Below are 25,162 nucleotides of genomic sequence, written 5' to 3'. Positions count from 1 at the left end.
GGGCCTCGCCTCCATGGCTGCGCAGACTGTTGCAAGTTCGACCGTTGCAAGCACCACGAACCCTGTCGCGGGCGACACCACCACCGTAGTCGGTGTGGATCTCGGACCCGCCGCCGCGCTTTCCTGCCGCGAGTGCGGGCACCGCGTGCCGCTCGGCCCGGTCTTCGCCTGCGAGGAGTGTTTCGGCCCGCTGGAGATCGCGTACGACTTCTCGGCCTACGAGACCGAAGAGCTCCGGGCACGCATCGAAGCCGGCCCCGCGAACATCTGGCGCTACGCGCCGCTCCTGCCCGTCCCGGCCGACGTCGCCGACAAGCCGAACATCAACCCCGGCTGGACCAAGCTCGTCAAGGCCGACAACCTCGCCCGCGAGCTGGGCGTCGAGGCCGGCAAGCTCTTCGTCAAGGACGACTCCGGCAACCCGACGCACTCCTTCAAGGACCGCGTCGTCGCCCAGGCCATCGAGGCCGCCCGCGCGTTCGACTTCACGACCCTTTCCTGCTCCTCCACCGGCAACCTCGCCGGCGCCGTGGGCGCCGCCGCCGCCCGTGCCGGCTTCCGCTCCTGCGTGTTCATCCCGCACGACCTGGAGCAGGGCAAGGTCGTCATGGCCGCGATCTACGGCGGCGAGCTCGTCGGCATCGAGGGCAACTACGACGACGTGAACCGCTTCTGCTCCGAGCTGATCGGCGACCCGGCGGGCGAGGGCTGGGGCTTCGTCAACGTCAACCTGCGGCCGTACTACGCGGAGGGCTCCAAGACCCTCGCGTACGAGATCTGCGAGCAGCTGGGGTGGAAGCTCCCCGACCAGCTGGTGATCCCCATCGCCTCCGGCTCCCAGCTCACGAAGATCGACAAGGGTCTTCAGGAGCTGATCAAGCTCGGACTGGTCGAGGACAAGCCGTACAAGATCTTCGGTGCCCAGGCCGAGGGCTGCTCGCCGGTGTCCGTCGCCTACAAGGCGGGCCACGACGTCGTACGGCCCCAGAAGCCGAACACCATCGCCAAGTCGCTCGCCATCGGCAACCCGGCCGACGGGCCGTACGTGCTGGACATCGCGCGGCGCACGGGTGGGGCCGTGGAGGACGTGAACGACGAGCAGGTCGTCGACGCGATCAAGTTGCTCGCCCGTACTGAGGGGATCTTCGCGGAGACCGCCGGTGGTGTGACGGTGGGCGTGACGAAGAAGCTGATCGAGAACGGGCTGCTGGACCCGACGCTGACCACCGTCGTCCTGAACACCGGCGATGGTCTGAAGACGCTGGATGCGGTGGCCGGTACGGGGTTGACGGCGACCATTCGTCCCAACCTGGACTCTTTCCGAGAGGCCGGGCTCGCTTAGGGCCTGGCTCGGAGGGTTGTTTCTCCGCTGCGGGCCGGTGCGGGCCGGTCGCGCAGTTCCCCGCGCCCCTACGGGGCGCTCCCCAGCCGTAGGCCAAGAATCCGACCGGGAGGTCTCACCGATATGAGCGTCAACGTCCGCATCCCCACCATCCTGCGCACCTACACCGGTGGTCGGGCCGAGGTGACGGCCGAGGGTGGGACCCTCGGTGAGGTCATCGCGGATCTGGAGAAGAACCACACGGGTATCGCCGCGCGCGTCCTGGACGACCAGGGCAAGCTGCGCCGGTTCGTCAACGTCTACGTGAACGACGACGACGTCCGTTTCGAGCAGGGTCTGGAGACGGCGACGCCGGACGGCGCGGGCGTCTCGATCATCCCCGCCGTCGCCGGCGGCTGACCGCCTCGCGAGCCGTTACCCAGGGTGAGATAGTTACCCTTGGTAATGCCAATTACCGAGAGTTCATCGAATTGCCCCCTCCGTGAGAGAAGCGGAGGGGGCAATTCTGCATGGTTGAGCGCGGTACAGTTGGGGAACCCGCTCCACTTTGCATGCCGGGCGCATATGAGTTCGCGCCCGAAGTCCGGCAAGAAGTAGCCAAAGTGTCCCGTGCTTTTGAGCCTTATATGGCTTTTATGGGGCCCGACTTGCCCTGAATCTTCGCAAATTCTCCCTATATTTCCGATCAGTCGTGCCCGGAATTCTCGTCCGATTGACCTGTTGCAGACGGCAGTTGGACAGATACATTCAGCCGCGGTCGACGCGTTCCGGCGCACACCCCCAACCGTTGGGGGGTGAGGTCTGACCCGGGTCCGCGAAGTGCGGTCCTGTGCAAGGGCCAGTAATAGGGGAGTTAGGCATGGCTCAGGGCACCGTCAAGTGGTTCAACGCGGAGAAGGGGTACGGCTTCATCGCGGTCGACGGTGGTGCGGATGTTTTCGTCCACTACAGCGCGATTCAGATGGACGGCTACCGCACCCTGGAAGAGGGTCAGCGGGTCGATTTCGAGATCTCGCAGGGCCAGAAAGGGCCGCAGGCGGACATGGTCCGACTCGCGACCAGCTGAAGCACGCGCCGACTGACTGTTCGACGTGACGAGGGGCTCGTATCCCATGGGGTACGAGCCCCTCGGTCTGTCCGCGCACAGTCGTGGGCCCGCTCGCGCACCGGCGCGACGCGCGGGTTGCGCGCCCCTTCTCACCTGCGGATCAAGGGAAGGCGCTTGCACTCGGCAGGGGCGAGTGCTAATCATTGGCGTTAGCACTCTGAAGGTGAGAGTGATAACGAAGGACCGGGTCGGTGAGGCCCGCAGGCCAGGTGGTGCAAGGAACCACGGGGCAGGCAGGCCGTCCGTCGCGGGCGCCAGCGCGGTCCGGAGCAATCCACCCCAGTCCGGGAGGACCACTTCACATGGCCAAGATCATCGCGTTCGACGAGGAGGCACGGCGCGGTCTCGAGCGCGGGATGAACCAGCTCGCCGACGCCGTCAAGGTCACCCTTGGCCCCAAGGGCCGCAACGTCGTCCTCGAGAAGAAGTGGGGCGCCCCCACGATCACCAACGATGGTGTTTCCATCGCCAAGGAGATCGAGCTCGAGGACCCGTACGAGAAGATCGGCGCCGAGCTGGTCAAGGAAGTCGCCAAGAAGACGGACGACGTCGCCGGTGACGGTACGACCACGGCGACCGTTCTCGCCCAGGCGCTCGTCCGCGAGGGCCTGCGCAACGTAGCCGCCGGCGCCAACCCGATGGCTCTCAAGCGTGGTATCGAGAAGGCCGTCGAGGCCGTCTCCGGTGCCCTCCTTGAGCAGGCCAAGGATGTCGAGACCAAGGAGCAGATCGCTTCCACGGCCTCCATCTCCGCCGCCGACACCCAGATCGGCGAGCTCATCGCCGAGGCGATGGACAAGGTCGGCAAGGAAGGCGTCATCACCGTCGAGGAGTCCCAGACCTTCGGTCTGGAGCTTGAGCTCACCGAGGGTATGCGCTTCGACAAGGGCTACATCTCGGCGTACTTCGCCACCGACATGGAGCGTATGGAGGCCGTCCTCGACGACCCGTACATCCTGATCGCCAACTCGAAGATCAGCAACGTCAAGGACCTGCTGCCGCTCCTCGAGAAGGTCATGCAGTCCGGCAAGCCGCTGCTGATCATCGCCGAGGACGTCGAGGGCGAGGCCCTGTCGACCCTGGTCGTCAACAAGATCCGTGGCACCTTCAAGTCCGTCGCCGTCAAGGCTCCGGGCTTCGGTGACCGCCGCAAGGCCATGCTCGGCGACATCGCCATCCTCACGGGCGGCGAGGTCATCTCCGAGGAGGTCGGCCTCAAGCTGGAGAACGCGGGTCTGGACCTGCTGGGCCGTGCCCGCAAGGTCGTCATCACCAAGGACGAGACCACGATCGTGGACGGCTCCGGCTCCGCCGACCAGGTCCAGGGCCGGGTCAACCAGATCCGTGCCGAGATCGAGAACTCCGACTCGGACTACGACCGCGAGAAGCTCCAGGAGCGCCTGGCGAAGCTGGCCGGCGGCGTGGCCGTCATCAAGGCCGGTGCCGCCACCGAGGTCGAGCTCAAGGAGCGCAAGCACCGCATCGAGGACGCCGTTCGCAACGCGAAGGCGGCCGTCGAGGAGGGCATCGTCGCCGGTGGTGGCGTGGCCCTCATCCAGGCCTCCTCGGTCTTCGAGAAGCTCGAGCTCTCGGGTGACGAGGCGACCGGCGCCAACGCCGTGCGGCTCGCCCTGGAGGCCCCGCTCAAGCAGATCGCCGTCAACGGTGGTCTCGAGGGTGGCGTCATCGTCGAGAAGGTGCGCAACCTGCCCGTCGGCCACGGCCTGAACGCCGCGACCGGTGAGTACGTCGACATGATCGCCGAAGGCATCATCGACCCGGCGAAGGTGACGCGCTCTGCCCTGCAGAACGCCGCTTCCATCGCCGCGCTGTTCCTGACCACCGAGGCCGTCATCGCCGACAAGCCGGAGAAGGCCTCCGCGGCCGCTCCGGGCGGCATGCCGGGCGGTGACATGGACTTCTGATCCTTCCGAGGATCGGTTTTCCTGCCGAGGGCGGTACTCCCTGGAAACAGGGGGTACCGCCCTCGGGCGTGTCCGGGGTCACAGGGCGGGATGCCGGGCGGCCGGAATGACATGAACGGCCGGAGAGTTGTGGTTGACGCACCATCGATGCATACGCACATACCATCCGGTACCCGAGGAGCCCCCACACGTGTCTACGACTGCCCCCGCCTCCCGCGCGGCCGAGATCCTCTCCCGCCCTGTCTCGCTGAACGGCCTGACCGTCCCGAACCGGATCGCGATGGCACCGATGACCCGGCAGTTCTCCCCGGGCGGCGTCCCCGGTGAGGACGTGGCCGGGTACTACGCCCGCCGCGCCGCCGCGGGCGTGGGCCTCATCGTCACCGAGGGCACGTACGTCGGCCACGACTCGGCGGGCGAGAGCGACCGCGTCCCGCGCTTCCACGGCGCGGAGCAGCTCGCGGGCTGGACGAAGGTCGCCGACGCGGTGCACGCGGCGGGCGGCACGATCGTTCCGCAGCTGTGGCACATCGGCATGGTGCGCAAGGCGGGGAAGCCGCCGTACGCCGACGCCCCCGCGGTCGGCCCCTCCGGCATCCGTCTCGACGGCACCGAGGGCACCGGCAAGGCCATGACCCAGACCGACCTGGACGAGGTCATCGCGGCGTTCGCCGAGGCCGCCGCCACCGCCGAGCGCATCGGCTTCGACGGCGTCGAACTGCACGGCGCGCACGGCTATCTGCTCGACCAGTTCCTGTGGGCGGGCACCAACAGGCGTACGGACGCCTACGGCGGTGACCCCGTCGCCCGTACGAAGTTCGCGGCGGAGATCGTCGCCGCGGTCCGTGACTCGGTCTCGGCCGACTTCCCCGTCCTCTTCCGCTACTCGCAGTGGAAGTCGGACAACTACGACGCCCGGCTCGCCGAGACCCCGGAGGAGCTGGAGGCCATCCTGACCCCGCTCGCCGCCGCCGGCGTCGACGCCTTCCACGCCTCCACCCGCCGCTACTGGCTCCCCGAGTTCGACGGCTCCGACCTGAACCTCGCGGGCTGGACCAAGAAGCTCACGGGCAAGCCCACCATCACCGTCGGCTCGGTCGGCCTCGACGGCGACTTCATCAAGGCCTTCATGGGCGAGAGCTCCAAGGTGGCCTCCCTCGACAACCTCCTCGACCGCCTGGAGCGCGACGAGTTCGACCTCGTCGCCGTGGGCCGCGCCCTCCTCCAGGACCCGGAGTGGGCGGCGAAGGTCCTGGACGGACGGCTCGAGGAGCTGGGGTCGTACGACCCGAAGGCGCTGAGCTCGCTCAGCTGAACCTCGGGTCGACCGGGCGGGACCTGACCTCGTCCGGACCCGGCCCGACCGGATCGGACCGGATGTGACCCGACCTGTCCGAAATCGCAGCCAGGCGATCACCCTCCCCATCCCCGGGGGGTGATCGCCTGGCTGTTTCGTAGCACGCTGTTCCCCCAAGGGCCCGTTCCGTTCCGCCCGTACCCAGGGAGCCGTCGTGACGTCAGCAGGAGCGAGCGTGGTGCGTACCCACGCCGGTGCGGTGCGTGGTCGCCGGGAGGACGGGCTGACGGTCTTCCGGGGCATTCCGTTCGCCGAACCGCCGGTGGGGGAAGCGCGGTTCGCCGCCCCGCGTCCGGTGGCCGCCTGGGGCGGCACCCGCGACGCGTTCGCCTTCGGGCCGCCGCCCCCGCAGGAGTCGGGATTCCAGGGCCGTACCGGGGTGATCGACGCCCCGATGGGCGACGACTGGCTGACCGTGAACGTCTGGACGCCCGACCCGGACCCGGCCGCCCGCCGTCCGGTGATGGTCTGGATCTACGGCGGCGCCTACAAGCTCGGCCACTCCGGCAGCCCCGGATACGACGCCCGCCGCATCGCCCGCGACGGCGACCTGGTCGTCGTCACCCTCAACTACCGCCTCGGCGTGGAGGGTTTCGCCCGGATCGACGGAGCCCCCGCCAACCGGGGGCTGCTCGACCAGGTCGCGGCCCTGGAATGGGTGCGGGAGAACATCGCGGCCTTCGGCGGCGACCCCGGCCGGGTCACCGTCTTCGGCGAGTCCGCGGGCGCCGGGTCCGTCGCCTCGCTGCTGGCCATGCCCGGCGCGGCCGGGCTGTTCGGTCGGGCGATCGCGCAGAGCGTGCCCGGCCCCTTCTTCTCCGAGGACCTCGCCCGCGACATCGCCGCCGCCATCGCCGCAGAGGCGGGCCTGCGCCCGACGGCCGCCGACCTGTCCTCGGTGGATCCCCGCCGACTGACCGCCGTGGGCGAGGCGTTGGGGCCCAGGATGCGGGAGTTCGAGGACAGATGGGGCATGGTCGCCCACACGCTGACCGCCTTCTCGCCCGTCGTCGACGGAGAGGTGCTGCCGACCGCCCCCTGGCAGGCGCTGGCGGCCGGCTCGGCACGGGACGTGGAACTGGTCGTCGGGCACACACGGAACGAGTACCGGCTGTTCGCCGCGCTGGGCGGCCAACTCGGGACGATCACGGACGCGCAGGCGACGGCTGCACTGCGCACCTTCGGACCGGGGCCGGGCTCAGGGGCTGACGGCGAGCGGGCCTACCGCGCCGCCTTCCCCGACGCCTCTCCCGAGGAGCTCTACGAGTGGGTGCACTCCGACGCGCTGTTCCGTATGCCCTCGTTGCGCTTGGCCGAGGCGCAGATCGCGGGCGGTGGCCGCGCGCACGTCTACGAGCTGGCCTGGCCCGCGCCCGCCTACGGAGGCGCGCTGGGTGCCTGCCACGGCCTCGACATACCGCTGCTGTTCGGAACCTTCGCCGCCGACCTCGGCCTGATGCTGTTCGCCGGGGTCGGGTCGTCCCCGGAGGCCGAGGCCCTGTCGTCCCGCTTCCGCACGGCCTGGACGGCGTTTGCCACGACCGGAGACCCGGGCTGGCCCCCGTACGACACCGAGCGGCGGCCGATCCAGGTCTTCGACACGGACTCCGCGGTCACCCCGTACCCGCACGAGACCTCGCGCCGCCTCTGGGAGCACCACGACTTCGGGGCGCTGCCGTTGGGCTGAGGGCTCGGGCACGTCAACCCGCCGGCTTCCCGGTGCGCAGGACCGTGGCCAGGCGTGGGAGTCCGTCCGGTCCGTGGCCGGCGGCGACGGCTCGGTCGGCGGCGTCCTTCGCCGCGGTCAGCGCGCCCACCTCCAGGCCGTGGGCGGTGGCCGCGTCGATCAGGTGGGCGATCGTCGTCGCCGCGGAGGCGATCGTGGAGCGCTCACCGGGGTAGTCGCCGGTGCGGAGCTGACCGGCGAATCGCGGGATCATCTCGGACAGCAGACCGCTGATCCCGATGGCGAACGGGGCGAGGTCGTCGGGTGCGACGCCCTCGGCCGAGGCGAGCGCGAAGGAGTGGGCGACGCCGTACACCGACGTGGTGAACAGGTCGAGGAGCGCCACCTCGTATGCCGCCGCCCGGCCGGGATCGGCACCGAGATACGTACCGGTGCCGCCCACGGCGGCCATCGTGTCCCGTACGGCCTCGTGCACCTCGTGCGCCCCGCTGTAGAGGACGGCGGTGGCCGCCGTGCCGACGACCTGGGTCGGGGTGAGGATCGCGCCGTCCAGGTAGCGGATGCCGTGCGCGGTGGCCCAGTGCGCCATCGAGCGGGCTCGGGCCGGCTCCCCGCTGGTGAGGTTGGTGAGCAGGCGCCCCTCCCAGCGCGTCGGCGCGACCGGCCCCAGCACCGCTCGTACGGCGTCGTAGTCCCGCAGGCAGGCGACGACCACCCGCCCGGCACCCACCGCGTCCGCCACCGACCCGGCGACGGCGGCACCCCGGTCGGGCAGCTCGCCGGCCCGGCCGGGCGTGCGGTTCCACACCGTCACCGGGTGACCTGCCGCCAGGAAGGCGGAGGCCAGGGCGCGGCCCATCGGGCCGAGGCCGAGGACGGTGACAGGAGCGGGCGGGGCGGACGGGGCTGACGGATCGGGGTACGGCCGGGGGGTGTCCTGCGTGGATGAGGTCATGCTTCGACGCTAGACATTCACGTTGACGTGAGAGTCAAGTCCCTGTTGGACTCGGCCTCATGAGGATCGGTGAGCTATCGCGGCGTACGGGCGCGAGCCCGCGAGCCCTGCGCTACTACGAGGAGCAGGGGCTGTTGTCGCCGACCAGACTGCCGAGCGGATACCGGGAGTACGGCGAGCGGGACGTGATGACCGTGCGGCGCGTCCGGGTCCTGCTCTCCGCCGGACTCGGCACGTCCGTCATCGCGGAGATCGTGCCCTGCGTGGAGGACGACACCGTCGTCCTGGCGGGCAAGTGCCCGGAGCTCCTCGAAGGACTCGGGCGGGAGCGCGGGCGGATCACGGCGGCGATCGACGACCTGACCGCCGCGCGTGACATCCTCGACTCCCTCGTCGGCCGCCCTCTCTAGCGCTTGAGCTCCGCGACGAAGGCCGTCCATGCCTCGGCCCGGAACGTGAGTGTCGGGCCGAGGGGGTTCTTGGAGTCTCGGACGGGGATGAGGGTGGGGTGACCGGAGGCGACTTCGAGGCAGTCTCCGCCGCTGCCGCCGCTGTAGCTCGACTTGTGCCAAGTGGCTGTGCTCAGCTTGTGGTCAGGGTTGCTCGTCATGCTGGTAATCCTGCGCCAGCTCCTCGATCAGGGCCAGGGACTTCTCCGGGGAGAGCGCGGAAGCCGTGAGGAGCTCGTAGGTGAACCTGTGGTGCGCGACGGTGGCGGGGTCGTCCTCGAGCCGTCCACTGCCGACGCAGTCGAAATAGACGAGGGGAGGGGCGCCCTCGAAGTCCATCAGCTTCAGGGCGCCCTCCATGGCCGCGTGCGCACCTGCGCTGAACGGCAGCACCTGCACGATCGCCCCATTGCGGCGAGCCAGGTCGGCGACGTGACGAAGGGCCTGTGCCATCACCACAGCCCCACCCGTCTCGCGGCGCAGTGCTGCCTCGTCAATCACCGCCCACAACAGGGGCTTTGTTGGACTGTCGAGGATGAGGGCCCGCGCCAGCCGGGCCGCCACCAGTTCGTCGATCACCTCGTCCGGTGCCGTCGGCCGGTACGCGCGGAAGACGGCCCGCGCATAGTCGGCCGTCTGCAACAACCCGGGGATGAGCGTCGAGTGGTAGTGGCGAATGGCCGTCGCGCTCGCCTCCGCTTCCACCGCCTCAGCGAAGTGTTCCGGATAACGAGACTTCGCCGACGCGCCGCAGTTGCGCGTGAAGAAGTCCTCCATACCCAGGACCTCGTCAAGCATCCGCGCGTACTCCGGCTGCATCCGCCGCGTGCCCGCCTCCAACTGGCCGATGAACGAGCCGCTGACGAACAGCCGCCCGCCCAGCTCCTCCTGGCTGAGGCCCGCCTTCTCGCGGGCGTGGCGCAGCTCGGCGCCCAGAAGGGCACGGGGGGACGAGGAGGGGTCGAGATCCTTCGGGCCTGCCATGGACAACAACTCCCTGTCACACACGCTGGGTTGTTGGGACGCCGTCTCTGGCCAGGTTAGAGGCAGGTTGGCCACTCTGTGTGGTGAACATGGACACTCAGAGTGGAGAAGGCGGGATCATGGACGCGACGTCGACAGAAGAAGTGGTGGCACAACTCCGGGCGGCCCTGGAAGGCGTCGGCATCGTTCTGCCCTCGCTGCGGGTCGATCCGGTGACCGGTGCGAGCGAGGAGCCGTTCGCGCTGGTCGCGCTCGGGCGGTGCAACGTGCGTACCGCGGTGCGGCTGGCGGACGTGTTGCGTGCGTGCGCGCCGGAGGAGGCGCTGCGGGCGCGGGTCAGGGAGGCCAACCGGGAGTCCGAGCGTGCGAGATCGCGGACCGGTACGCCAGGGTGACCGTGGTGGTGGCCGGCCACGGCGCGGACAACGACCCGGGCGACTTCGTCAAGTGGATCGCGACGGTGTCCGGCTACAGGTCCTAGCCTGGAGACATGGGCGGTGGCCTCGTCACACTGTTCCTGGCCGGTGATGTGATGCTCGGCCGGGGAGTCGACCAGATCCTTCCGCACCCCGGCGATCCGAAGCTGCGGGAGTCGTACGTCAAGGACGCCCGCGCCTATGTGGAGCTGGCCGAGGCGGCGAACGGCGTGATTCCCCGTCCGGCCGGCTTCACCTGGCCCTGGGGCGACGCGCTGGACGTGCTCGCCGCGGTGGCCCCCGACGCCAGGATCCTCAACCTGGAGACCGCCGTCACGCGCAACGACGAGGCCGCGCCCGGCAAAGAGATCCACTACCGGATGCACCAGGCCAACCTGCCCGCCCTCGCCGCCGCAGGTCCGCACGCCTGTGCCCTGGCCAACAACCATGTGCTGGACTACGGCCGCCGCGGGCTGGAGGAGACCCTCGACGTCCTGGCGGACGCGGGTCTTCGTGCGCCGGGAGCGGGGCGGGACGCCGACGAGGCCCGGCGTCCCGCGATCGTCCCCGTCACAGGCGGCCGGCGCGTCCTGGTCTTCTCCGTGGGGGTGGCCTCCAGTGGCATACCCCGTGGCTGGGCCGCCACGGCGCAGCGCAGCGGGGTCGACTTCGTCGCCGAGCCGTCGGACGCCGCCGCGGCCGGGATCGCGACCCGGCTGCGTCCGGCCAAGCGGCCGGGCGACATCGTGGTCGTCTCGGTCCACTGGGGTTCCAACTGGGGCTACCTCGTCCCGCGTGACCAGGTCCGCTTTCGGCCATGCGCTCGTCGACGGCGGCGCGGACGTCGTGCACGGGCACTCCTCGCACCATCCGCGGCCGTTGGAGTCGTACCGGGGAAAACTCATCACCCACGGCTGCGGCGACCTGATCAACGACTACGAGGGCATCGGCGGCTACGAGGAGTACCGGGACGATCTCCGGTTGCTGTACTTCGTCACCGTGGACCCGGAGGACGGCAGGTTCGACCACGTGCGCGTCGTCCCGATGCGGTCCCGGCGGATGCGGCTGGAGCGTGCGACGGTCGAGGACTCGCGGTGGGTACGGGACGTTCTGAGCCGGATCAGCCGGTCCTACGGCTCACGGGTCGACCTCGACCCGGACGGCACCCTCACCGTCCGGCCGGCCCTGGGAGCCGCGAGTGGCGGCGCTCCATAATGGACTTGTCCGGACGGAACGGACTTTTCCTCCGGAATTGATTGTCCGCCCTGCAGTGCGGACCGGACTTCACTCGGGACCCGAGGAGCTCACCTCACCCGGGAGGCGACCATGTACTTCGCTGATCGAATCGACGCGGGCCGGCAGCTCGCCGCCCGGCTGCACCACCTCAAGGGCCAGGACCTCGTGGTCGTGGGACTTCCCCGCGGCGGCGTCCCGGTCGCCGCGCAGGTCGCCGAGGCTCTCGGCGCTCCGCTCGACGTCTGCCTCGTGCGCAAGCTGGGGGTGCCCTTCCAGCCGGAGCTGGCCATGGGCGCCATCGGCGAGGAAGGCGTCCGTGTCATCAACGAAGAGGTGCTGCGGGGGACGGGTGTGACGGACCGTGCCCTGGCGGCGGTGGAGGAACACGAGCGTGGCGTCCTGCAGCAGCGGGCCCGCCACTACCGGGGCGAGCGGCAGCCGGCCCGGTACGAGGGCCGGACGGTCCTGGTGGTGGACGACGGGCTGGCGACCGGCTCCACGGCGCTCGCGGCCTGCCGGATCGCGCGCGCCCGCGGCGCGTCGCGGATCGTGCTGGCGGTTCCCGTGGCGCCGCACGACTGGTCGGCCCGCCTCGGAGGCGCGGCGGACGAAGGCGTCTGTCTGCACACCCCCCGGCTGTTCTACGCGATCGGCCAGTTCTACACGGACTTCGGGCAGACGAGCGACGAGGAGGTCATCGCCTGTCTGGAGCACAACCGCGCGGTGCACGCCAGGTCCGACGCACCGCAGGCCGCCGCGGGCAGTGCCTCCCCGGAGGACGCTCCCCTGCCCTATGACGGGGAGGTCCGGATACCGGCCACGGGCGCCGCGCTCGACGGGCGGCTGACGGTTCCCCGCGGCGCCCCCGGGGTCGTCCTCTTCGCCCACGGCAGCGGCAGCAGCAGGAAGAGTCCACGCAACCGCTTCGTCGCCACCGGGCTGAACCGCGCCGGTCTCGGCACCCTTCTGTTCGATCTGCTCACCGAGGCCGAGGCGGTGAACCGGGACAACGTGTTCGACACGGCGCTGCTCGCCCGCCGCCTGATCCAGGCGACCGAATGGCTGCGTGAGCAGCCCGGCATCGAGGGCATGGCGTTCGGTTACTTCGGTGCCAGCACGGGCGCCGCCGCCGCGCTGTGGGCCGCGGCGGAGCCGGCGGCGGACGTCGCGGCAGTCGTCTCCCGCGGGGGCAGGCCGGATCTGGCCGGCGCCAGGCTGCCGGAGGTGAAGGCTCCGACGCTGCTCGTCGTCGGGGGCCGTGACCACGTCGTACTGGACCTCAACCGGCAGGCCGCGGCGCGCCTGAGCTGTGAGCATCGGCTGGCAGTCGTCCCCGGTGCCACCCATCTCTTCGAGGAACCCGGCACCCTGGAATCGGTCACCGAGCTGGCCACGGAGTGGTTCACCGGGCATCTCGCCTCTGCCGTCCCGAGCGCGGGAGCCCGCGGGTGACCGGCTACAGGTTGCCCATCGGCTCGATGTCCACCTTCACCGGTGTGCCCCAGATGCGCAGCACCTCGTAGTCCGTGAACTCGTGGACCAGGCGGTAGGCCATGCCGGGGCGCGGGGTGCGGCGCTCCGCGGCGAGATACCGCTCCGCCTCGACGCGGTCGCGTCGCGGGGTGCCGCACAGCTGCCACGCCTGGCCGGTCCACACCTCCGGCAGCCAGCGCTGCTGGGGCTGGGGGCGGTCGGCCCGCACGCCGTACCGGGACATCGTGCGCTCGGGTGCGTCGTCGGCGCCGCTGGGGCGGCCCTGCGGGAAGGCGTCGTTGACCTCGGTGCGGCGTGCGGTGCGTCGCCGTGTCTCACAGAGCAGGCAGAGGTCGACGGCGCCCTCGTCCACCGGGCCACTGGGGTGCTCGGCGCAGCGCGTCGTGGGCACCGCCGTCGTCACCGTCTCCTCCAGCAGGTCCAGCGCCCGCTTCAGGTCGGCCTTCACCTCGTGCAGCTTCGCGTCGGGCGTGTCGGCGTTCAGCGCGTCGCCGTGCTCGCCGAGCACGCGCAGGGCGCGGCCGAGGGCGGTCAGCTGTGCGTGGTTCACGGTGGTGGATTCCCTCCCAGGTCGGTGTCCTGCCCCTCCTTCGAAGAATCGCACACACCACTGACAGTGCCCCCGACCGTCCTCCCGAGGCCGAAGAAGTACGTCGCCGCGAACCCCACCACGTACCCCGTCAGCAGTCCGCCCGCGTAGATCGCCGCCGTCAGGGCCAGTCCGCCCGTGCCCTTGAGCAGGGGGAACAGCGCCCAGCCCGAGGGGCCGATCGCCGTGGAGCCGATCTTGTCGCCGAGCATCGAGAAGAAGCCGACGAAGGCGCCGCCCGCCGCGCCGCCCGCGCAGGCGGTGACGAAGGGGCGGCCGAGGGGGAGCGAGACGCCGTAGATCAGGGGTTCGCCGACGCCCAGGAGGCCCGCGGGGAGCGCCGACCTGATCGTCGTACGGAGGGACTGGTCGTGGTGGAGGCGGACGTAGACCGCGAGTGCCGCGCCGACCTGCCCGGCGCCCGCCATCGCCAGGACGGGGAGCAGGACCGTGTAGCCCTGCTGCTGGATGAGGGTGGTGTGCAGCGGGATCAGGGCCTGGTGCAGGCCCAACATCACCAGGGGGAGGAAGAGGCCGCCCAGGACCAGGCCCGCGAAGACGCCCGTGTGGTCGAGGAGCCAGTTCGCGCCCGTCCCGACGGCCGTCGACAGCTCGCCTGCCGTGTACATCAGGACGTAGAGCGTCACCAGGCCGGTGATCAGGACGGTGAGGGTGGGGGTGACGAGGACGTCGAGGGCTTCGGGAACCCAGCGGCGGCACCACTTCTCCACGTACGTTCCCAGGAGCGCGGCGGCCAGTGCGCCGAGTACCCCGCCCTGCCCCGGCGCCAGGGTCATGCCGAAGGCCGTCACCTTCGCGACCCCCGCGTACACGACGATCGCCGCCACCGCCCCGCCCAGGACCGGGGTGCCGCCGAACTCCTTCGCCGTGTTGTGGCCGACGAACACCGCGATCAGGGCCATGAAGCCGGAGGCGATCGCCGCGAGGGCGGGGGTGAGGGAGGGGAGCCACCCCAGATTGACCAGCAGGCCGCCCAGGCCCGCGATGACTCCGCAGCCGATCAGGGCGGGGATCAGGGGGACGAAGATGTTCGCGATCCGGCGCAGGAGGAGTTTGAGGGGGGTCGCGTTGCGCTGTTGCCGGGCCGCCTTCCACTCGGCGCCGCGTGCGGCCAGCGCGTCGGCCGTGCCGGTGACCAGGGCACCGGCCGTGCCGGCGACGAGCGCCTCGAACTCGGGGGTCACCCGTGCGACCGTGCCCGGCCCCAGGACGATCTGGTAGCTGTCGTCGTCCGTGACCACGCCCAGTACGGCGGGCAGGGACCTGAGAGCGTCCTCGCGTACGAGGGTCCGGTCCCGCAGGCCCAGGCGCAGGCGGGTCATGCAGTGGGCGACGGAGGTGACGTTCGCGGCGCCGCCGACCAGGGGGAGGATCGCGGCGGCGGTGGCGGCATGGGGGGTGAGGTCGTTCGTTGTGCGCACTCCACGAGGGTGCTGGTCAGCCCGTCGATGCGGCGAGCGCCGCGCGCAGATGGCCGTCGCTCTCCTCCAGAAGGCGGGCCGCCGTGGGCCCGTCCACGCCGCCGAGGATGGTGAGGATGGCGTTCTTCACCTCGCCGTCGGTGGCCGCGAGGGCCTGTTCGATCTCCTCGTCCGAGGCGCCGGTCGCGAGGGCGACGATACGGCGGGAGCGGGCCCGCAGCTTCTCGTTCGAGGCGCGGACGTCGACCATCAGGTTCCCGTACGTCTTGCCGAGACGGATCATCGTGATCGTCGAGAGCATGTTCAGGACGAGTTTCTGCGCCGTGCCCGCCTTGAGGCGGGTCGAGCCGGTCAGCAGCTCGGGCCCGACGACGATCTCGATGCCGTGCTCGGCCGCGGCGGCCAGCGCGCTGTGCGCGTTGCAGGACAGGCCGATCGTCAACGCGCCGCGTGCGCGGGCGTGTTCGACCGCGCCGACGGCGTACGGGGTGCGGCCGGAGGCGGAGACGCCGACCACCGTGTCGTCGGGGGTCAGGGAGAGCTCCTTCAGGTCGGCCTCGGCCAGCTCCTTGGAGTCCTCGGCGCCCTCGACCGAGGTGACCATGGCGCTCGGGCCGCCCGCGATCAGGCCCACGACCTCGGACGGGTCGGTGTTGAAGGTGGGCGGACACTCGGAGGCGTCCAGCACGCCGAGGCGTCCCGCGGTGCCCGCGCCCGCGTAGACCAGCCGGCCGCCGCGGGACATGCGCTCGGCCACGGCGTCGATCGCGGCGGCGATACGGGGCAGCTGGGTCGCGACGGCCGTCGGCACGGTCGCGTCCTCGGCGTTCATGATCTTCGCGATCTCCAGCGTCGACAGCCGGTCGATCTCGGACAGCTCGGGACGGAACGCCTCAGTGGTCAACGTCTCCAACTCGGCCCGCAGGGAGCGGTGGTTGGAGGAGGCGTCGGCGGTGGAGGAGGTCATGACGAACGGCTCTTTCCAGTGCTGGGTGGTGAAGGCGCGCCCCTCAGGGGCGCGGGGAACTGCGCGACCAGCCACAACGGGCCCGCAGAGTGACGACGGCATCCAGTTCTTACAGGCTCCCAGCGGAGCGTTACCGCATACGGCCACGAGGGCTGTGGCGGTGCGCCAGCGCCTCGTACGACGCGGACAGCGCCGGCGCCGCCGTCTCGTACGTCCGCTGGGCGACCCCCACGAACAGACAGTCCACCACCAGCAACTGGCTGGTGCGCGACGACATCGCCGCGGGACGCAACTCGCTCTCGCGGGCCGTGGACGTGGTGAGTATGTGATCGGCGTACTGCGTGACGGGCCCGTCCGGGCGGCCGGTGATCGCGACCGTCGTCGCCCCGCGTTCGAAGGCGACCCGCAGTGGCTCGATGACGTCGCCCGTCGAGCCGGAGTGGGTGATCGCGATCGCCACGTCCTTGGCCCGCAGCTGCACCGCGTTGGTGACGGCGAGGTGCGGATCGCTGTGCGGGTGGGCTATGAGTCCGATGCGCAGCAGCTTCTGGGCCAGGTCCTGGGCGACGAGGCCGGACGCGCCGACGCCGTAGATGTCGATCCGGCGGGCGGCGGCGAGCGCGGTGACGGCCGCGCCCAACTGGACCGTGTCGAGCCCCGCCGCGGTGTCGGCCAGGGTCTGCTGCTCGTCGTACGCCAGTTTCGCGACGACGTCCGCGATGGGGTCGTCGACCGCGATGTCCGCGGTGACGGCGGGGGCGCGGCCCGACTGCTGCTGGGCGGCGAGGCCGGCGAGCGCGAGGCGCAGGTCGCGGTAGCCGGGATAGCCCAGCAGACGGGCGGTCCGCACGACCGTGGCCTCGCTGGTGCCGGTGAGCTCGGCGAGGCCGGTGACCGTGAGGGCCGCGCAGCCGGCCGGGTCGCCGGCGACGGCTTCGGCGACCCGTTGCATGGAGCGGGTCATCGACGGGGCAAGCGTCCGCACCTTGGCCGCGAGGGCGGCGGGAGCGGGCGGAGCCTCACCGGCGAAAATTTCCTTCACGTTGTGGGTCACTTGTGAAAGATATTTTCTGCTGGGGTATGCGGTCAAGGGTGCGCACAATGGGTGCATGGACCCCACCAGCGATCCCGTCAGCCCCTTGGAGCAGGCGTTGCACGCGGCGCGCGCCCTCGTTCTCGCCGATCTCGTCGCGCGTGAGGTCGCCGAGGCGGATGTCGTCTCGCTCGTCGAGGACTCGGTGGTCCAGCGCCGATGGTGGGTCGAACAGTGGCCGGAGGGCGTCGGCTATGTGGCCGGGCTCGTCGCCCAGGACGTACAGGACGCGTTGCTGGAGCGGTACGGGCGGTGGCCGTTGTGTCCGGTCTGCGGCTCGGGCGACCCGCACGCCCTCGACGTCGAGCCGGAGCTCGGGCCCGACCCGCACTGGGTCTGCCACAAGGCGGGCGTGAAGGTCGCGTCCGTGGGATGCCTGGGGTCGGCGACCGGCGAGACGCCGTCTTCGTGACCGTCTACATCGACCCGCCCGCCTGGCCGGGGCACGGGCGGCTCTGGTCCCACCTGGTCAGTGACGTCTCGTACGACGAACTGCACCTGTTCGCCGCGGACTTGGGCGTGCCTCCGCGCGCCTTCGAGCGCGATCACTACGACCTGCCCTCCCACCGGTACGCGGACGCCGTGCGCGCCGGGGCGGTGGAGGTCAGCAGCCGCGAGGTGGTGCGGCTGCTGTACGGGGCGGGGCTGCGCCGGCGCAAGTACGTCGGTCGGTAGGAGGACCGGTCCGCCCACCGCGGTGGGCGGAGGTCAGTCCGTACGGGCGTACACCCGCAGCGAGGGATCCTGCGCGCGCAGCTCGTACGCGTACTCCTGCTCGTCCTCGCTCACCCGGGTGAATCCGGCGCGCGCGATGACCCGCTGGGAGGGCGCGTTGGTCCGCTCTATGGCCGCGAAGAGGATGTCGAGCTCGTCGTGGGCGAGGGCCCAGGCGGCCAGGGCGCGCAGGGCCTCGGTCGCGTAGCCGAGGCCGCGGGCGTTCTCGGCGAGGTCGTAGCCGACTTCCGCGCGGCCGTCCTCGTCGGGGGCGCCGTGGAAGCCCATCGCGCCGACCGCCCGGCCGTCCTCGGTCCGTACGAGCACGAACATGCCCCACTCCGGGCGGTGCACCCCGCTCTCGTAGGCCTTCAGGACCATTCCGGCGGCGTCCCGCGTGCCGTCGAAGGGTCCGCCCTCGATCCACTCGAAGCCGCCGGTGCCACCCGCGCGCAGATCGGCGGCGGCCGCCGGGGTGACGCCTTGGAGCGTGAGCCGTCCGGCCTCGATCACCAGGTTGTTGCTCCAGCGCCACTCGGTGAGCGGGGCGCGACCGGGCAGCTCGCCGCGGCCGGTCGCCCACAGGAGGGTGGGCCACGGGTCGGACCCCGGCCTGACGTGCGGAAAGATCCGGGTGAGGACGTCCGCGCAGAGCTCGGCCGGCGGCTCGTAGGCGACCCCGAGGCCCTGCGCGATGTCATGCGTGTGCAGCAGCACTTCGGTGACACCCATCGCGGCGAAGCCCTCGCGGTTCGCGCTGCGGAACGGGTACGGGTGGAAGGCACGCACCTCGCGCGGCGTGGTGCGCACGGCGGCGGCGAGCAGGGCGCCGGTCGTCTCGATCACGTCGACGACGCCCGCGTTGTCGGTACCGTCGTCCAAGGTGATCTCGAAGGGCACGTACGCCGTGGTGGCCCGCCCCGCCAACTGGCCCGCGTACGCGAGGAGATCGTCCGCGATGTGCTCGGCGGTCCTGCGGCAGCTCCACTCGAGACGGCCCGCCCCGACGCCGTCCCAGTCCCGCCCGGCCACCGCCCGCAACAGCGCGACGGCCCCCGCGACGGCTTCCTCCACCTGGTCCCCACCCATGGATCGCATGCGGCTGAGGATAGGCGCGGTCAGACGTCGTTACGTACTGGATTGTTGGTCCTGTCGGCCTTTTCGGCCTTCTTGTTCATGGACACCACCACGCGGGAGGCCCGGGTACGGCGCTGGAGGCGCAGCGAGACCGCGGCCACCCCCAGGCCCGTCACCGTCATGGCCGCGCCCGCCCAGGCCGTCGCCGGGTAGCCGAGACCCGCGTCGATGACCGTGCCGCCGACCCAGGGGCCGCCGGTGTTGCCGAGGTTGAAGGCGGCCGTGGTGGTGGCACCGGCCAGGGTGGGGGCGGCCCCGGCGAGGTTGAAGAGCCGGGCATTGAGCGCCGGGGCGGTGAAGAAGCAGGTGACGCCGAGGAGGAAGGAGAGAACCACGGCCGCGACCGCGTACTGCCCCAGGAGCGCGAGCGCCACGAGAACGGTGGTCGAGGCCGCGGTGCCGGAGAGGAGCACCCCGAAGAGGTGCGCGTCGGCGACCCGCCCGCCGATCGTCGTACCGATCAGCGCCCCGACCCCGAAGAGCGCGAGCACGCTCGGCACCCAGCCCTTGTCGAGCCCGGCGACATCCGTGAGCAGCGGCGAGAGATAGCTGAACGTGCAGAAGACGCCGCCCGCGGCGAGCATCACGAGAGCGACGGTGAGCCGGACCTGCGCGTCACGGTAGATGGAGACTTCCCGCCTGAGCTGCGGCTTCTCGTCGGGGAGCGGGATGCGGGGGATGAGGGTGACGACCCCGACCAGGGCGATCGCGGAGGCCGCGCCGACCGCCCAGAACGCGGACCGCCAGCCGAGATGCTCGCCGAGGAAGGCACCGGCCGGGACCCCGAGCACGTTCGCGATCGACAGACCGCCGATCATCACCGCGAGCGCGCGGGCCCGGGCGGTCACCGGGACCATCGCGATCGCCACCGCCGCGCCCACCGCCCAGAAGCCCGCACAGGCGAGGGCGCTGACGATCCTGGAGGCGAAGAGCACGGCGTACGTCGGCGCCAGCGCGCCGGCGATCTGGCCGAGCCCGAAGACGGCGATGAGCGAGACGAGGGTGGTACGGCGGGGGAGGCGGAGGGTGGCCACGGCGAGCAGCGGCGCGCCGACGACCATGCCTATGGCGAACGCCGATATGAGCAGACCCGCCTGCGGAATCGTGACACCCATGTCGTCGGCGATGGGCGGCAGGAGTCCCGAGAGCATGAACTCGCTGGTCCCGAGGGCGAAGACGGAGAGGGCGAGGATGTGGACGGCGAGGGGCATGCGGGGGCCGGGCGGCCGACCGGGGCGGCTCACTTGGCGGCCTTCCGGGGTGGGTTCGGTGAGTCCGGGGTGGCTTCGGTGAGGTGGGCGAGCTCGCGCCGGAGGTTCTCCCGGGCCCGCTCCTCCCACTCCCGTGTTCCGTACGGCGTCCTGAACAGCCGTGGCAGGTCGAGGAGTTGACGCAGCACGGCCGCCCGGCCCGCCCGGAACGCCTCGTCCGGGACGAAGGCGTACTCCTCGCGGACGGCGGCGGCGTAGGCGGCGTAGGTGTCGGGGAGCGAGGCGAGGATCGCGAGGTCGGCGTCGCAGAGGACCTGGCCGTTGCGGTCGTCGTCGGTCGGGGCGTGGGTGACGGTGAGCCGGACAAGACGCACGACCTCGGCTGTTTCGTCTTCCCTCACCCCGGCCTCGGGGAGGGCCCGTTCGGCGAGGCGGGCGGAGCGCTCCTCGTTCTCGGAACGGTCGGGGAGGTAGACGGCGTCGTGGAACCAGGCGGCGAGGCGGACGAGGGCGGGGTCGTCCGCGTACTCCTCCAGTACGTCGATGTGGTCGAGGACCGCGGTGAGGTGCGCGAGGGTGTGGTAGCGGCGCTGTGGCTCCTGCCAGCGGGCGAGGAGGTTGTCCGCGTACGGGACGGGGTCGGGGCCGCCGGGGGAGCGGGCGCCGTCGAGGGCATGGGACCAGCGGGTGCGCAGCGCGTCGAGGTCGGGCATGCGTCGATTCTCCCGCTTGGGCTGCTTGGCCCCTAGCGTGGAGGGCATGACGACTCCTGCTGACGTGTACGAGGCGAGGGATCCCGGGCTGCCGGGGCGGCTGCTGACCGTCGAGCGCGACGCGCTGATACCGCTGCTGCGGGCCCGGCCGGGGGAGGACTTCGGGCTGCCGACCGCGTGTCCCGGGTGGACCGTGCGGGATGTGCTCGCGCACTGCGGGGCCGCGCTGACCCGGGTGGTGGAGAGCCGGTTCGAGGAGGGGGTGTTCTCGCCCGAGGCGAACGATCGTGACATCGCCGAGCGGACCGGCTGGTCCGTGGCGGAGATCGTGGACGAGCTGGAGCGGGGGATGAGTGAGGCGGGGGTGGTTATCGCCGAGGCGGGTGGGGTGCTGGACGGGGTCGCGCTCGGGGAGTGGGTGCATGCGGGGGATGTGCGTGAGGCGTTCGGGGAGCCGGGGGCGTATGCGGGGGCGGGGCTTCCGTACGCGTTGACCTTGCTCGCGCGCGTCAGCCGTGAGAGGGGGCATGTCCCTGTGCACGCCGACCTCGACGATCTGGACGAGCCGTTGCGGTTGGGGGGCGTGGCGGGGGATCGGCCGCCGGCGCGCTACATCGGCGACGCTCCGACACTGATCCGGCTGTACGCCGGACGTCCTGTTTCCGGCACGGGGTACGAGTTGGCCGGGGCGGCCGAGCGGGACCTGAACATCTTCGGCTGACGCGTCGCCACGATTGCGCCCAGCGTTTTCCAGACCCCCGGGTGGGTTTGTCGGCTGCGGGCCGGTGGGGGCCGATCGCGCAGTTCCCCGCGCCCCTGGGCCACGGGGCTGCGCCCCGGCCCCCCTCGGCCTGAACGGCCTCGTCCTCAAACGCCGGACGGGCTGAATGATGCGGGCCGGAGGAGTGGTGGGGTGTCGCCCCCGAGAACAGGGACCCCTCGAACGCCGACCAAACTGAGGCTTCCAGGGGCGCGGGGAACTGCGCGACAAGCCCCCACCGTCCCGCAGCCAAAGCACACGGCGAGGGCGGGGCATCGGGGCGGAGCCCCGCCTGGGGGCGCGGGGAACTGCGCGACCGGCCACCGCCGTCTCGCAGGCGAACGGATTCGGGTGGGCGGGGGATTCGGGGCGGAGCCCCGTCTTGGGGGCGCGGGGAACTGCGCGACGAGCCACCGCCGTCCCGCAGGTGAACGCATTCGGGTGGACGGGGATTCGGGGCGGAGCCCCGATGATGTGTCCCGGTAAAGGGCGAGGCCTTCTCGCGGGGGTCGGTCGGCGCGGCGTACCCTGAGATTGGACTAGACCTGTAGCCGCCCCAGAGGAAGAGGCCCCATGAGCGAGCGCAAGCGTGCAGTTCTGGAGGTGATCGCCCTCGGCGTGGAGGACGCGGTCGCCGCCCAGGCCGGAGGCGCCGACCGGCTGGAGCTGGTCACCGACATGGCCGCCGACGGGCTCACCCCGGCGGTGGAGACCTTCGTCGGTATCCGCGCCGCCGTCGACATCTCGCTGCGCGTGATGCTGAGGCGGGCGGACGGCTTCGCGGCGGGCGGCGCCAAGGACGTCGACGCGCTCGTACGGCTCGCGGGGGAGATGCGGGCCGCCGGAGCGGACGAGTTCGTGCTCGGTTTCCTCGACGAGCACGGCGGTCCCGACCTGTCCGCCGTGGAGCGGATCGTCGCGGAACTGGACGGCTGCCCCTGGACGTTCCACCGCGCGATCGACCGCGCCGCCGACCGCGACTCCCTGCGCAAGCAGCTCGCGGACCTGCCGGGCCTGGACGCGTACCTCACGGCGGGTTCCCCGGACGGCGTGGACGACGGTTTCCCGACCCTCCTCGCCGAGGCCGCCCGCCGCACCGAACCCGGTTACGAGCCCCGGATCATGGTGGGCGGCGGGCTGCGTCTCGATCATGTTCCTCGGCTGAGGGCCGCGCGGATCGACGCCTTCCACATCGGTGGAGCGGCCCGGCCCGGCGGATGGGACGGGCCGGTGGCGGTGGCGGCCGTACGGGAGTGGCGGCAGGCCCTGGACGCGTAGCGGCCGGCAAAGGGCAGGCCCTAGGCCAGTTGCTGCGGCAGCGGGGCCGCGTGGGTGACGGTCAGGCCCGAGACCGCTCGGGTCAGGGCCACGTACAGGCGGCGCAGCCCGGTCCGTTCGTCCGGCTCGCCGTCGACCACGGCCTGCGGCTCGTCCAGGACCACGTAGTCGTACTCCAGGCCCTTGGCCAGGGAGGCGGGGACAAGGGTGAGCCGGGTCTGAGCCGTCGTCTCCTCGCCGGGGCCCAGGTACGTCAGGCCCGCCGCCGCCAGCACCTCGGTCAGCGCCGGGATCCGGGCGTCGGCGGCGATGAGGCCGACCGAACCCTCGTTGCGCAGCAACTCCTCGCAGGCGTCCACGACCTGCTCGTCGACGGTCGTCGGCCGCACCTCGAAGAAGCCCGGGTTCTCACGGACCGACGCCACCGGGGTCAGGCCCGGCGCGATGTGCGGCAGCAGCCGGGAGGCGTAGGCGATGACGTCGGTGGGGACGCGGAAACCGGCGGTCAGCTCCTCGATCACCGCTTCCCCCTTGCCGAGGTGCGCGAGCGCCTCGTCCCAACTCCGCGTCGCCCAGGGGGTCGTGCCCTGCGCGAGATCACCGAGCACGGTCGCCGAACCCGTCGTGCAGCGCCGCCCCACCGCCCGGTACTGCATCGGCGACAGATCCTGCGCCTCGTCGAGCACGACATGGCCGAGGGAGTGGGTGCGCTGGACGAGATCGGTGGCCTCGTCGATCAGCACGGCGTCGGCGGGCGACCACTTGGCCGACTTCACCGACCGCACCGGCTTCGACCAGAGGATCTCCTTCTGTTCGTCCTCGTCGAGGATGCCGTCCGCGTGGACGGCCAGGAAGTCGGCGTCGGTGAGCAGGCGAAGGACCAGCTTGGCGGGGTCGACCGGCGGCCAGATCGCCTTGACGGCCGCCTTCACCGCGGTGTTGCGGGCCACGGCGTCCTGCACCCGGTCGTCCGGTGCCTCGCCCGAGCGTTCCATCTGGACCAGCACGGCGTGCGCGATCCGCTGCGGAAGGGCCTCGCGGGCGGCGCCGTACCGGATGTCGCGGTCCAGCAACTCCCCGACGATCGTCTCGAGTTCGTACGCCGGGACACGCCAGCGCCGCGACCCGCGCACGACCACGACGCCCTCGGTCGGGAGCGTCACATGCGAGCGGACGGCCCGGCGCAGCACCTCGGCCATCCGGGCGTCGCCCTTGACGACGGCGGCGGTCGCGTCGTCCGTCCCGCGTACCTCCACATGCGCGACGAGGTCGTCGACCGTCGCCTGCTTGACCTCGAGCTCGCCCAGCGCGGGCAGCACCTGCTCGATGTAGTGCAGGAAGGACTTGTTCGGCCCGATGACCAGGGTGCCGGTGCGGGCCAGCCGCTCCCGGTGGGCGTACAGGAGGTAGGCGACGCGGTGCAGGCCGACGGCCGTCTTCCCGGTGCCGGGGCCGCCCTGCACACAGACGGAGCCCGCGAGACCCGCCCGTACGATCTCGTCCTGCTCCGGCTGGATGGTCGCCACGATGTCCCGCATCGGGCCCACGCGCGGGCGCTCGATCTCCTGCTGGAGCAGCTTGCTGGTCGCCGCGGCCTCGGAGGGGTCGGACAGGTGCTCGTCCTCGTACGCCGTGAGGTCGCCGCTGGTGTACCCGAAGCGGCGGCGCAGTCCGACGTCCATCGGGTCCTTCTTCGAGGCCCGGTAGAACGGCTGCGACACCGGGGCGCGCCAGTCGATGACCATCGGGTCGCCCTCGGCGTCGTGCACATGCCGGCGCCCGATGTAGAAACGCTCGCCCTCCGCGCCCTCCGCCTTGTCGGCGCCGGGCGCGTGCAGATAGTCGAGGCGGCCGAAGAACAGCGGGGTGTGGCTGAGGTCGGCGAGGGCCTTGATCCGCTCGTCGATCTGGTGCTGGAGGACCGCGGCGTTCACCCAGTTCGCGGTGACGTCCGTGATGTCGAGGTTCTCCACGTCCTCGCGCATCGCGCGCAGTGCCGCGCGGGACGAGCCGAGGTGGGCACGCTCGCGGGAGAGGGGGTCCTGGGCGGGTGGGGTGGACAACGTGGTGCCTCCGGAAGACCTGCTGCGTGTGAGTGGGTACGGCGGTCGAGCCGTTGGATGCCGTCCGGTTTCCGTCCGGGCAGCGGCACTCCGTCGAGGGAGGCGGGCAAGAGCGGAGATTCTAGGTCAGGGGAGGAGGTCCGGGCCAACCCTTTTTCGCGGACGGCTCGCGGCACCGTTCGCGGCGTCATACGCGGTATCAGGGATGCGACCCCCATATCCCTAGGGGTCGCCGTCCGTCG

General features: G+C 71.3%; 24 protein-coding genes and 1 pseudogene. 14 read left to right on the top strand and 11 right to left on the bottom strand.

What is annotated here, in order from left to right; all coding sequences use genetic code 11:
• The first annotated feature begins 13 nt into the window (after positions 1–13).
• From thrC to FNV62_RS24320, 6 genes are all read left to right on the top strand, one after another.
• Positions 14–1,342 carry a threonine synthase gene (thrC, locus tag FNV62_RS24345; RefSeq protein ID WP_054235144.1) on the top strand — a complete coding sequence of 443 codons (1,329 nt, stop codon included), beginning with the start codon at positions 14–16 and terminating at the stop codon, positions 1,340–1,342.
• 123 nt (positions 1,343–1,465) lie between these two features.
• Positions 1,466–1,741: a MoaD/ThiS family protein gene (locus FNV62_RS24340; protein WP_054235145.1), complete on the top strand. Its 276-nt coding sequence runs from the start codon at positions 1,466–1,468 to the stop codon at positions 1,739–1,741.
• A gap of 460 nt (positions 1,742–2,201) precedes the next feature.
• Positions 2,202–2,408, top strand: coding sequence for a cold-shock protein (locus FNV62_RS24335; protein ID WP_019057200.1), 207 nt, complete (start codon positions 2,202–2,204; stop codon positions 2,406–2,408).
• A 344-nt stretch (positions 2,409–2,752) separates the two neighbouring features.
• The gene (groL, locus tag FNV62_RS24330) at positions 2,753–4,375 is read left to right on the top strand and encodes a chaperonin GroEL (RefSeq protein ID WP_054235146.1); all 1,623 of its coding nucleotides are present in this window, start codon (positions 2,753–2,755) and stop codon (positions 4,373–4,375) included.
• A 190-nt stretch (positions 4,376–4,565) separates the two neighbouring features.
• A complete protein-coding gene (locus FNV62_RS24325; RefSeq protein ID WP_054235147.1) occupies positions 4,566–5,690 on the top strand; it encodes an NADH:flavin oxidoreductase in 1,125 nt (374 codons plus the stop codon).
• 196 nt (positions 5,691–5,886) lie between these two features.
• Positions 5,887–7,419, top strand: a complete 1,533-nt coding sequence (locus FNV62_RS24320) for a carboxylesterase/lipase family protein (RefSeq protein WP_143608481.1) — start codon at positions 5,887–5,889, stop codon at positions 7,417–7,419.
• A gap of 13 nt (positions 7,420–7,432) precedes the next feature.
• Here the strand turns inward: FNV62_RS24320 and FNV62_RS24315 are convergent, their stop codons facing one another.
• Positions 7,433–8,374, bottom strand: coding sequence for an NAD(P)-dependent oxidoreductase (locus tag FNV62_RS24315; protein ID WP_143627103.1), 942 nt, complete (start codon positions 8,372–8,374; stop codon positions 7,433–7,435).
• 59 nt (positions 8,375–8,433) lie between these two features.
• Between FNV62_RS24315 and FNV62_RS24310 the strand changes: the two genes are divergently transcribed.
• Entirely contained in the window at positions 8,434–8,784 is a 351-nt protein-coding gene (locus tag FNV62_RS24310; protein WP_054235149.1) for a MerR family transcriptional regulator, read from the top strand.
• Here FNV62_RS24310 and FNV62_RS24305 read toward each other — a convergent pair.
• The gene (locus FNV62_RS24305; protein WP_097285236.1) at positions 8,781–8,984 is read right to left on the bottom strand and encodes a DUF397 domain-containing protein; all 204 of its coding nucleotides are present in this window, start codon (positions 8,982–8,984) and stop codon (positions 8,781–8,783) included. The genes FNV62_RS24310 and FNV62_RS24305 overlap by 4 nt on opposite strands.
• Positions 8,968–9,807: a helix-turn-helix domain-containing protein gene (locus FNV62_RS24300; RefSeq protein ID WP_097289051.1), complete on the bottom strand. Its 840-nt coding sequence runs from the start codon at positions 9,805–9,807 to the stop codon at positions 8,968–8,970. Before FNV62_RS24300 ends, FNV62_RS24305 begins: the two co-directional genes overlap by 17 nt.
• A 119-nt stretch (positions 9,808–9,926) precedes the next feature.
• On the opposite strand from FNV62_RS24300, the gene FNV62_RS24295 reads away from it, so the two are divergent.
• The 3 genes and pseudogenes from FNV62_RS24295 (at position 9,927) to FNV62_RS24285 (ending at position 12,911) form a co-directional block, all read left to right on the top strand.
• Positions 9,927–10,202: a hypothetical protein gene (locus FNV62_RS24295; RefSeq protein WP_079090338.1), complete on the top strand. Its 276-nt coding sequence runs from the start codon at positions 9,927–9,929 to the stop codon at positions 10,200–10,202.
• Positions 10,203–10,297: 95 nt separating this feature from the next.
• A pseudogene (locus tag FNV62_RS24290) lies at positions 10,298–11,438 on the top strand (CapA family protein).
• Between the two features lie 111 nt (positions 11,439–11,549).
• Complete coding sequence (locus FNV62_RS24285; RefSeq protein ID WP_143608477.1) at positions 11,550–12,911, top strand: phosphoribosyltransferase family protein; 1,362 nt, start codon at positions 11,550–11,552, stop codon at positions 12,909–12,911.
• A gap of 4 nt (positions 12,912–12,915) precedes the next feature.
• On the opposite strand, the gene FNV62_RS24280 is transcribed toward FNV62_RS24285, so the two are convergent.
• The 4 genes from FNV62_RS24280 to FNV62_RS24265 all read right to left on the bottom strand — a co-directional run bounded on the left by FNV62_RS24280 (position 12,916) and on the right by FNV62_RS24265 (position 17,005).
• The gene (locus FNV62_RS24280; RefSeq protein ID WP_060897121.1) at positions 12,916–13,503 is read right to left on the bottom strand and encodes a hypothetical protein; all 588 of its coding nucleotides are present in this window, start codon (positions 13,501–13,503) and stop codon (positions 12,916–12,918) included.
• On the bottom strand, positions 13,500–14,984 hold the full coding sequence (locus FNV62_RS24275; RefSeq protein WP_143608475.1) for a PTS transporter subunit EIIC: 1,485 nt from the start codon (positions 14,982–14,984) through the stop codon (positions 13,500–13,502). Before FNV62_RS24275 ends, FNV62_RS24280 begins: the two co-directional genes overlap by 4 nt.
• 16 nt (positions 14,985–15,000) lie before the next feature.
• The gene (gene murQ / locus FNV62_RS24270) at positions 15,001–15,951 is read right to left on the bottom strand and encodes an N-acetylmuramic acid 6-phosphate etherase (protein ID WP_097285233.1); all 951 of its coding nucleotides are present in this window, start codon (positions 15,949–15,951) and stop codon (positions 15,001–15,003) included.
• Between the two features lie 130 nt (positions 15,952–16,081).
• Positions 16,082–17,005 carry a MurR/RpiR family transcriptional regulator gene (locus FNV62_RS24265; protein WP_054235156.1) on the bottom strand — a complete coding sequence of 308 codons (924 nt, stop codon included), beginning with the start codon at positions 17,003–17,005 and terminating at the stop codon, positions 16,082–16,084.
• Between the two features lie 55 nt (positions 17,006–17,060).
• On the opposite strand from FNV62_RS24265, the gene FNV62_RS24260 reads away from it, so the two are divergent.
• Entirely contained in the window at positions 17,061–17,456 is a 396-nt protein-coding gene (locus FNV62_RS24260; RefSeq protein WP_054235157.1) for a hypothetical protein, read from the top strand.
• Positions 17,453–17,719, top strand: a complete 267-nt coding sequence (locus tag FNV62_RS24255; protein ID WP_054235190.1) for a DUF4031 domain-containing protein — start codon at positions 17,453–17,455, stop codon at positions 17,717–17,719. Before FNV62_RS24260 ends, FNV62_RS24255 begins: the two co-directional genes overlap by 4 nt.
• Positions 17,720–17,752: 33 nt before the next feature.
• Here the strand turns inward: FNV62_RS24255 and FNV62_RS24250 are convergent, their stop codons facing one another.
• The 3 genes from FNV62_RS24250 to FNV62_RS24240 are packed head-to-tail and all read right to left on the bottom strand — an operon-like array spanning position 17,753 to position 20,819.
• On the bottom strand, positions 17,753–18,856 hold the full coding sequence (locus FNV62_RS24250) for a GNAT family N-acetyltransferase (protein ID WP_211179010.1): 1,104 nt from the start codon (positions 18,854–18,856) through the stop codon (positions 17,753–17,755).
• 20 nt (positions 18,857–18,876) lie between these two features.
• Complete coding sequence (locus tag FNV62_RS24245) at positions 18,877–20,106, bottom strand: Cmx/CmrA family chloramphenicol efflux MFS transporter (RefSeq protein ID WP_143605459.1); 1,230 nt, start codon at positions 20,104–20,106, stop codon at positions 18,877–18,879.
• A 29-nt stretch (positions 20,107–20,135) separates the two neighbouring features.
• Positions 20,136–20,819 carry a hypothetical protein gene (locus FNV62_RS24240; protein WP_143605460.1) on the bottom strand — a complete coding sequence of 228 codons (684 nt, stop codon included), beginning with the start codon at positions 20,817–20,819 and terminating at the stop codon, positions 20,136–20,138.
• Positions 20,820–20,865: 46 nt separating this feature from the next.
• Here FNV62_RS24240 and FNV62_RS24235 point away from each other — a divergent pair, with 46 nt between their 5' ends.
• Both FNV62_RS24235 and FNV62_RS24230 read left to right on the top strand, forming a co-directional pair.
• Positions 20,866–21,540 carry a maleylpyruvate isomerase family mycothiol-dependent enzyme gene (locus tag FNV62_RS24235; RefSeq protein ID WP_143602095.1) on the top strand — a complete coding sequence of 225 codons (675 nt, stop codon included), beginning with the start codon at positions 20,866–20,868 and terminating at the stop codon, positions 21,538–21,540.
• 612 nt (positions 21,541–22,152) lie between these two features.
• Positions 22,153–22,857 (top strand): copper homeostasis protein CutC, encoded by a 705-nt coding sequence (locus FNV62_RS24230; protein WP_054235161.1) that lies wholly within the window; start codon positions 22,153–22,155, stop codon positions 22,855–22,857.
• 20 nt (positions 22,858–22,877) lie between these two features.
• On the opposite strand, the gene FNV62_RS24225 is transcribed toward FNV62_RS24230, so the two are convergent.
• The gene (locus tag FNV62_RS24225; RefSeq protein ID WP_375336843.1) at positions 22,878–24,842 is read right to left on the bottom strand and encodes a HelD family protein; all 1,965 of its coding nucleotides are present in this window, start codon (positions 24,840–24,842) and stop codon (positions 22,878–22,880) included.
• Positions 24,843–25,162: the final 320 nt, after the last annotated feature.

This window comes from Streptomyces sp. RLB3-17, from assembly GCF_007113425.2.
Lineage (GTDB): Bacteria > Actinomycetota > Actinomycetes > Streptomycetales > Streptomycetaceae > Streptomyces > Streptomyces mirabilis_D.
This window is presented reverse-complemented; position numbering and strand designations above follow the sequence as displayed.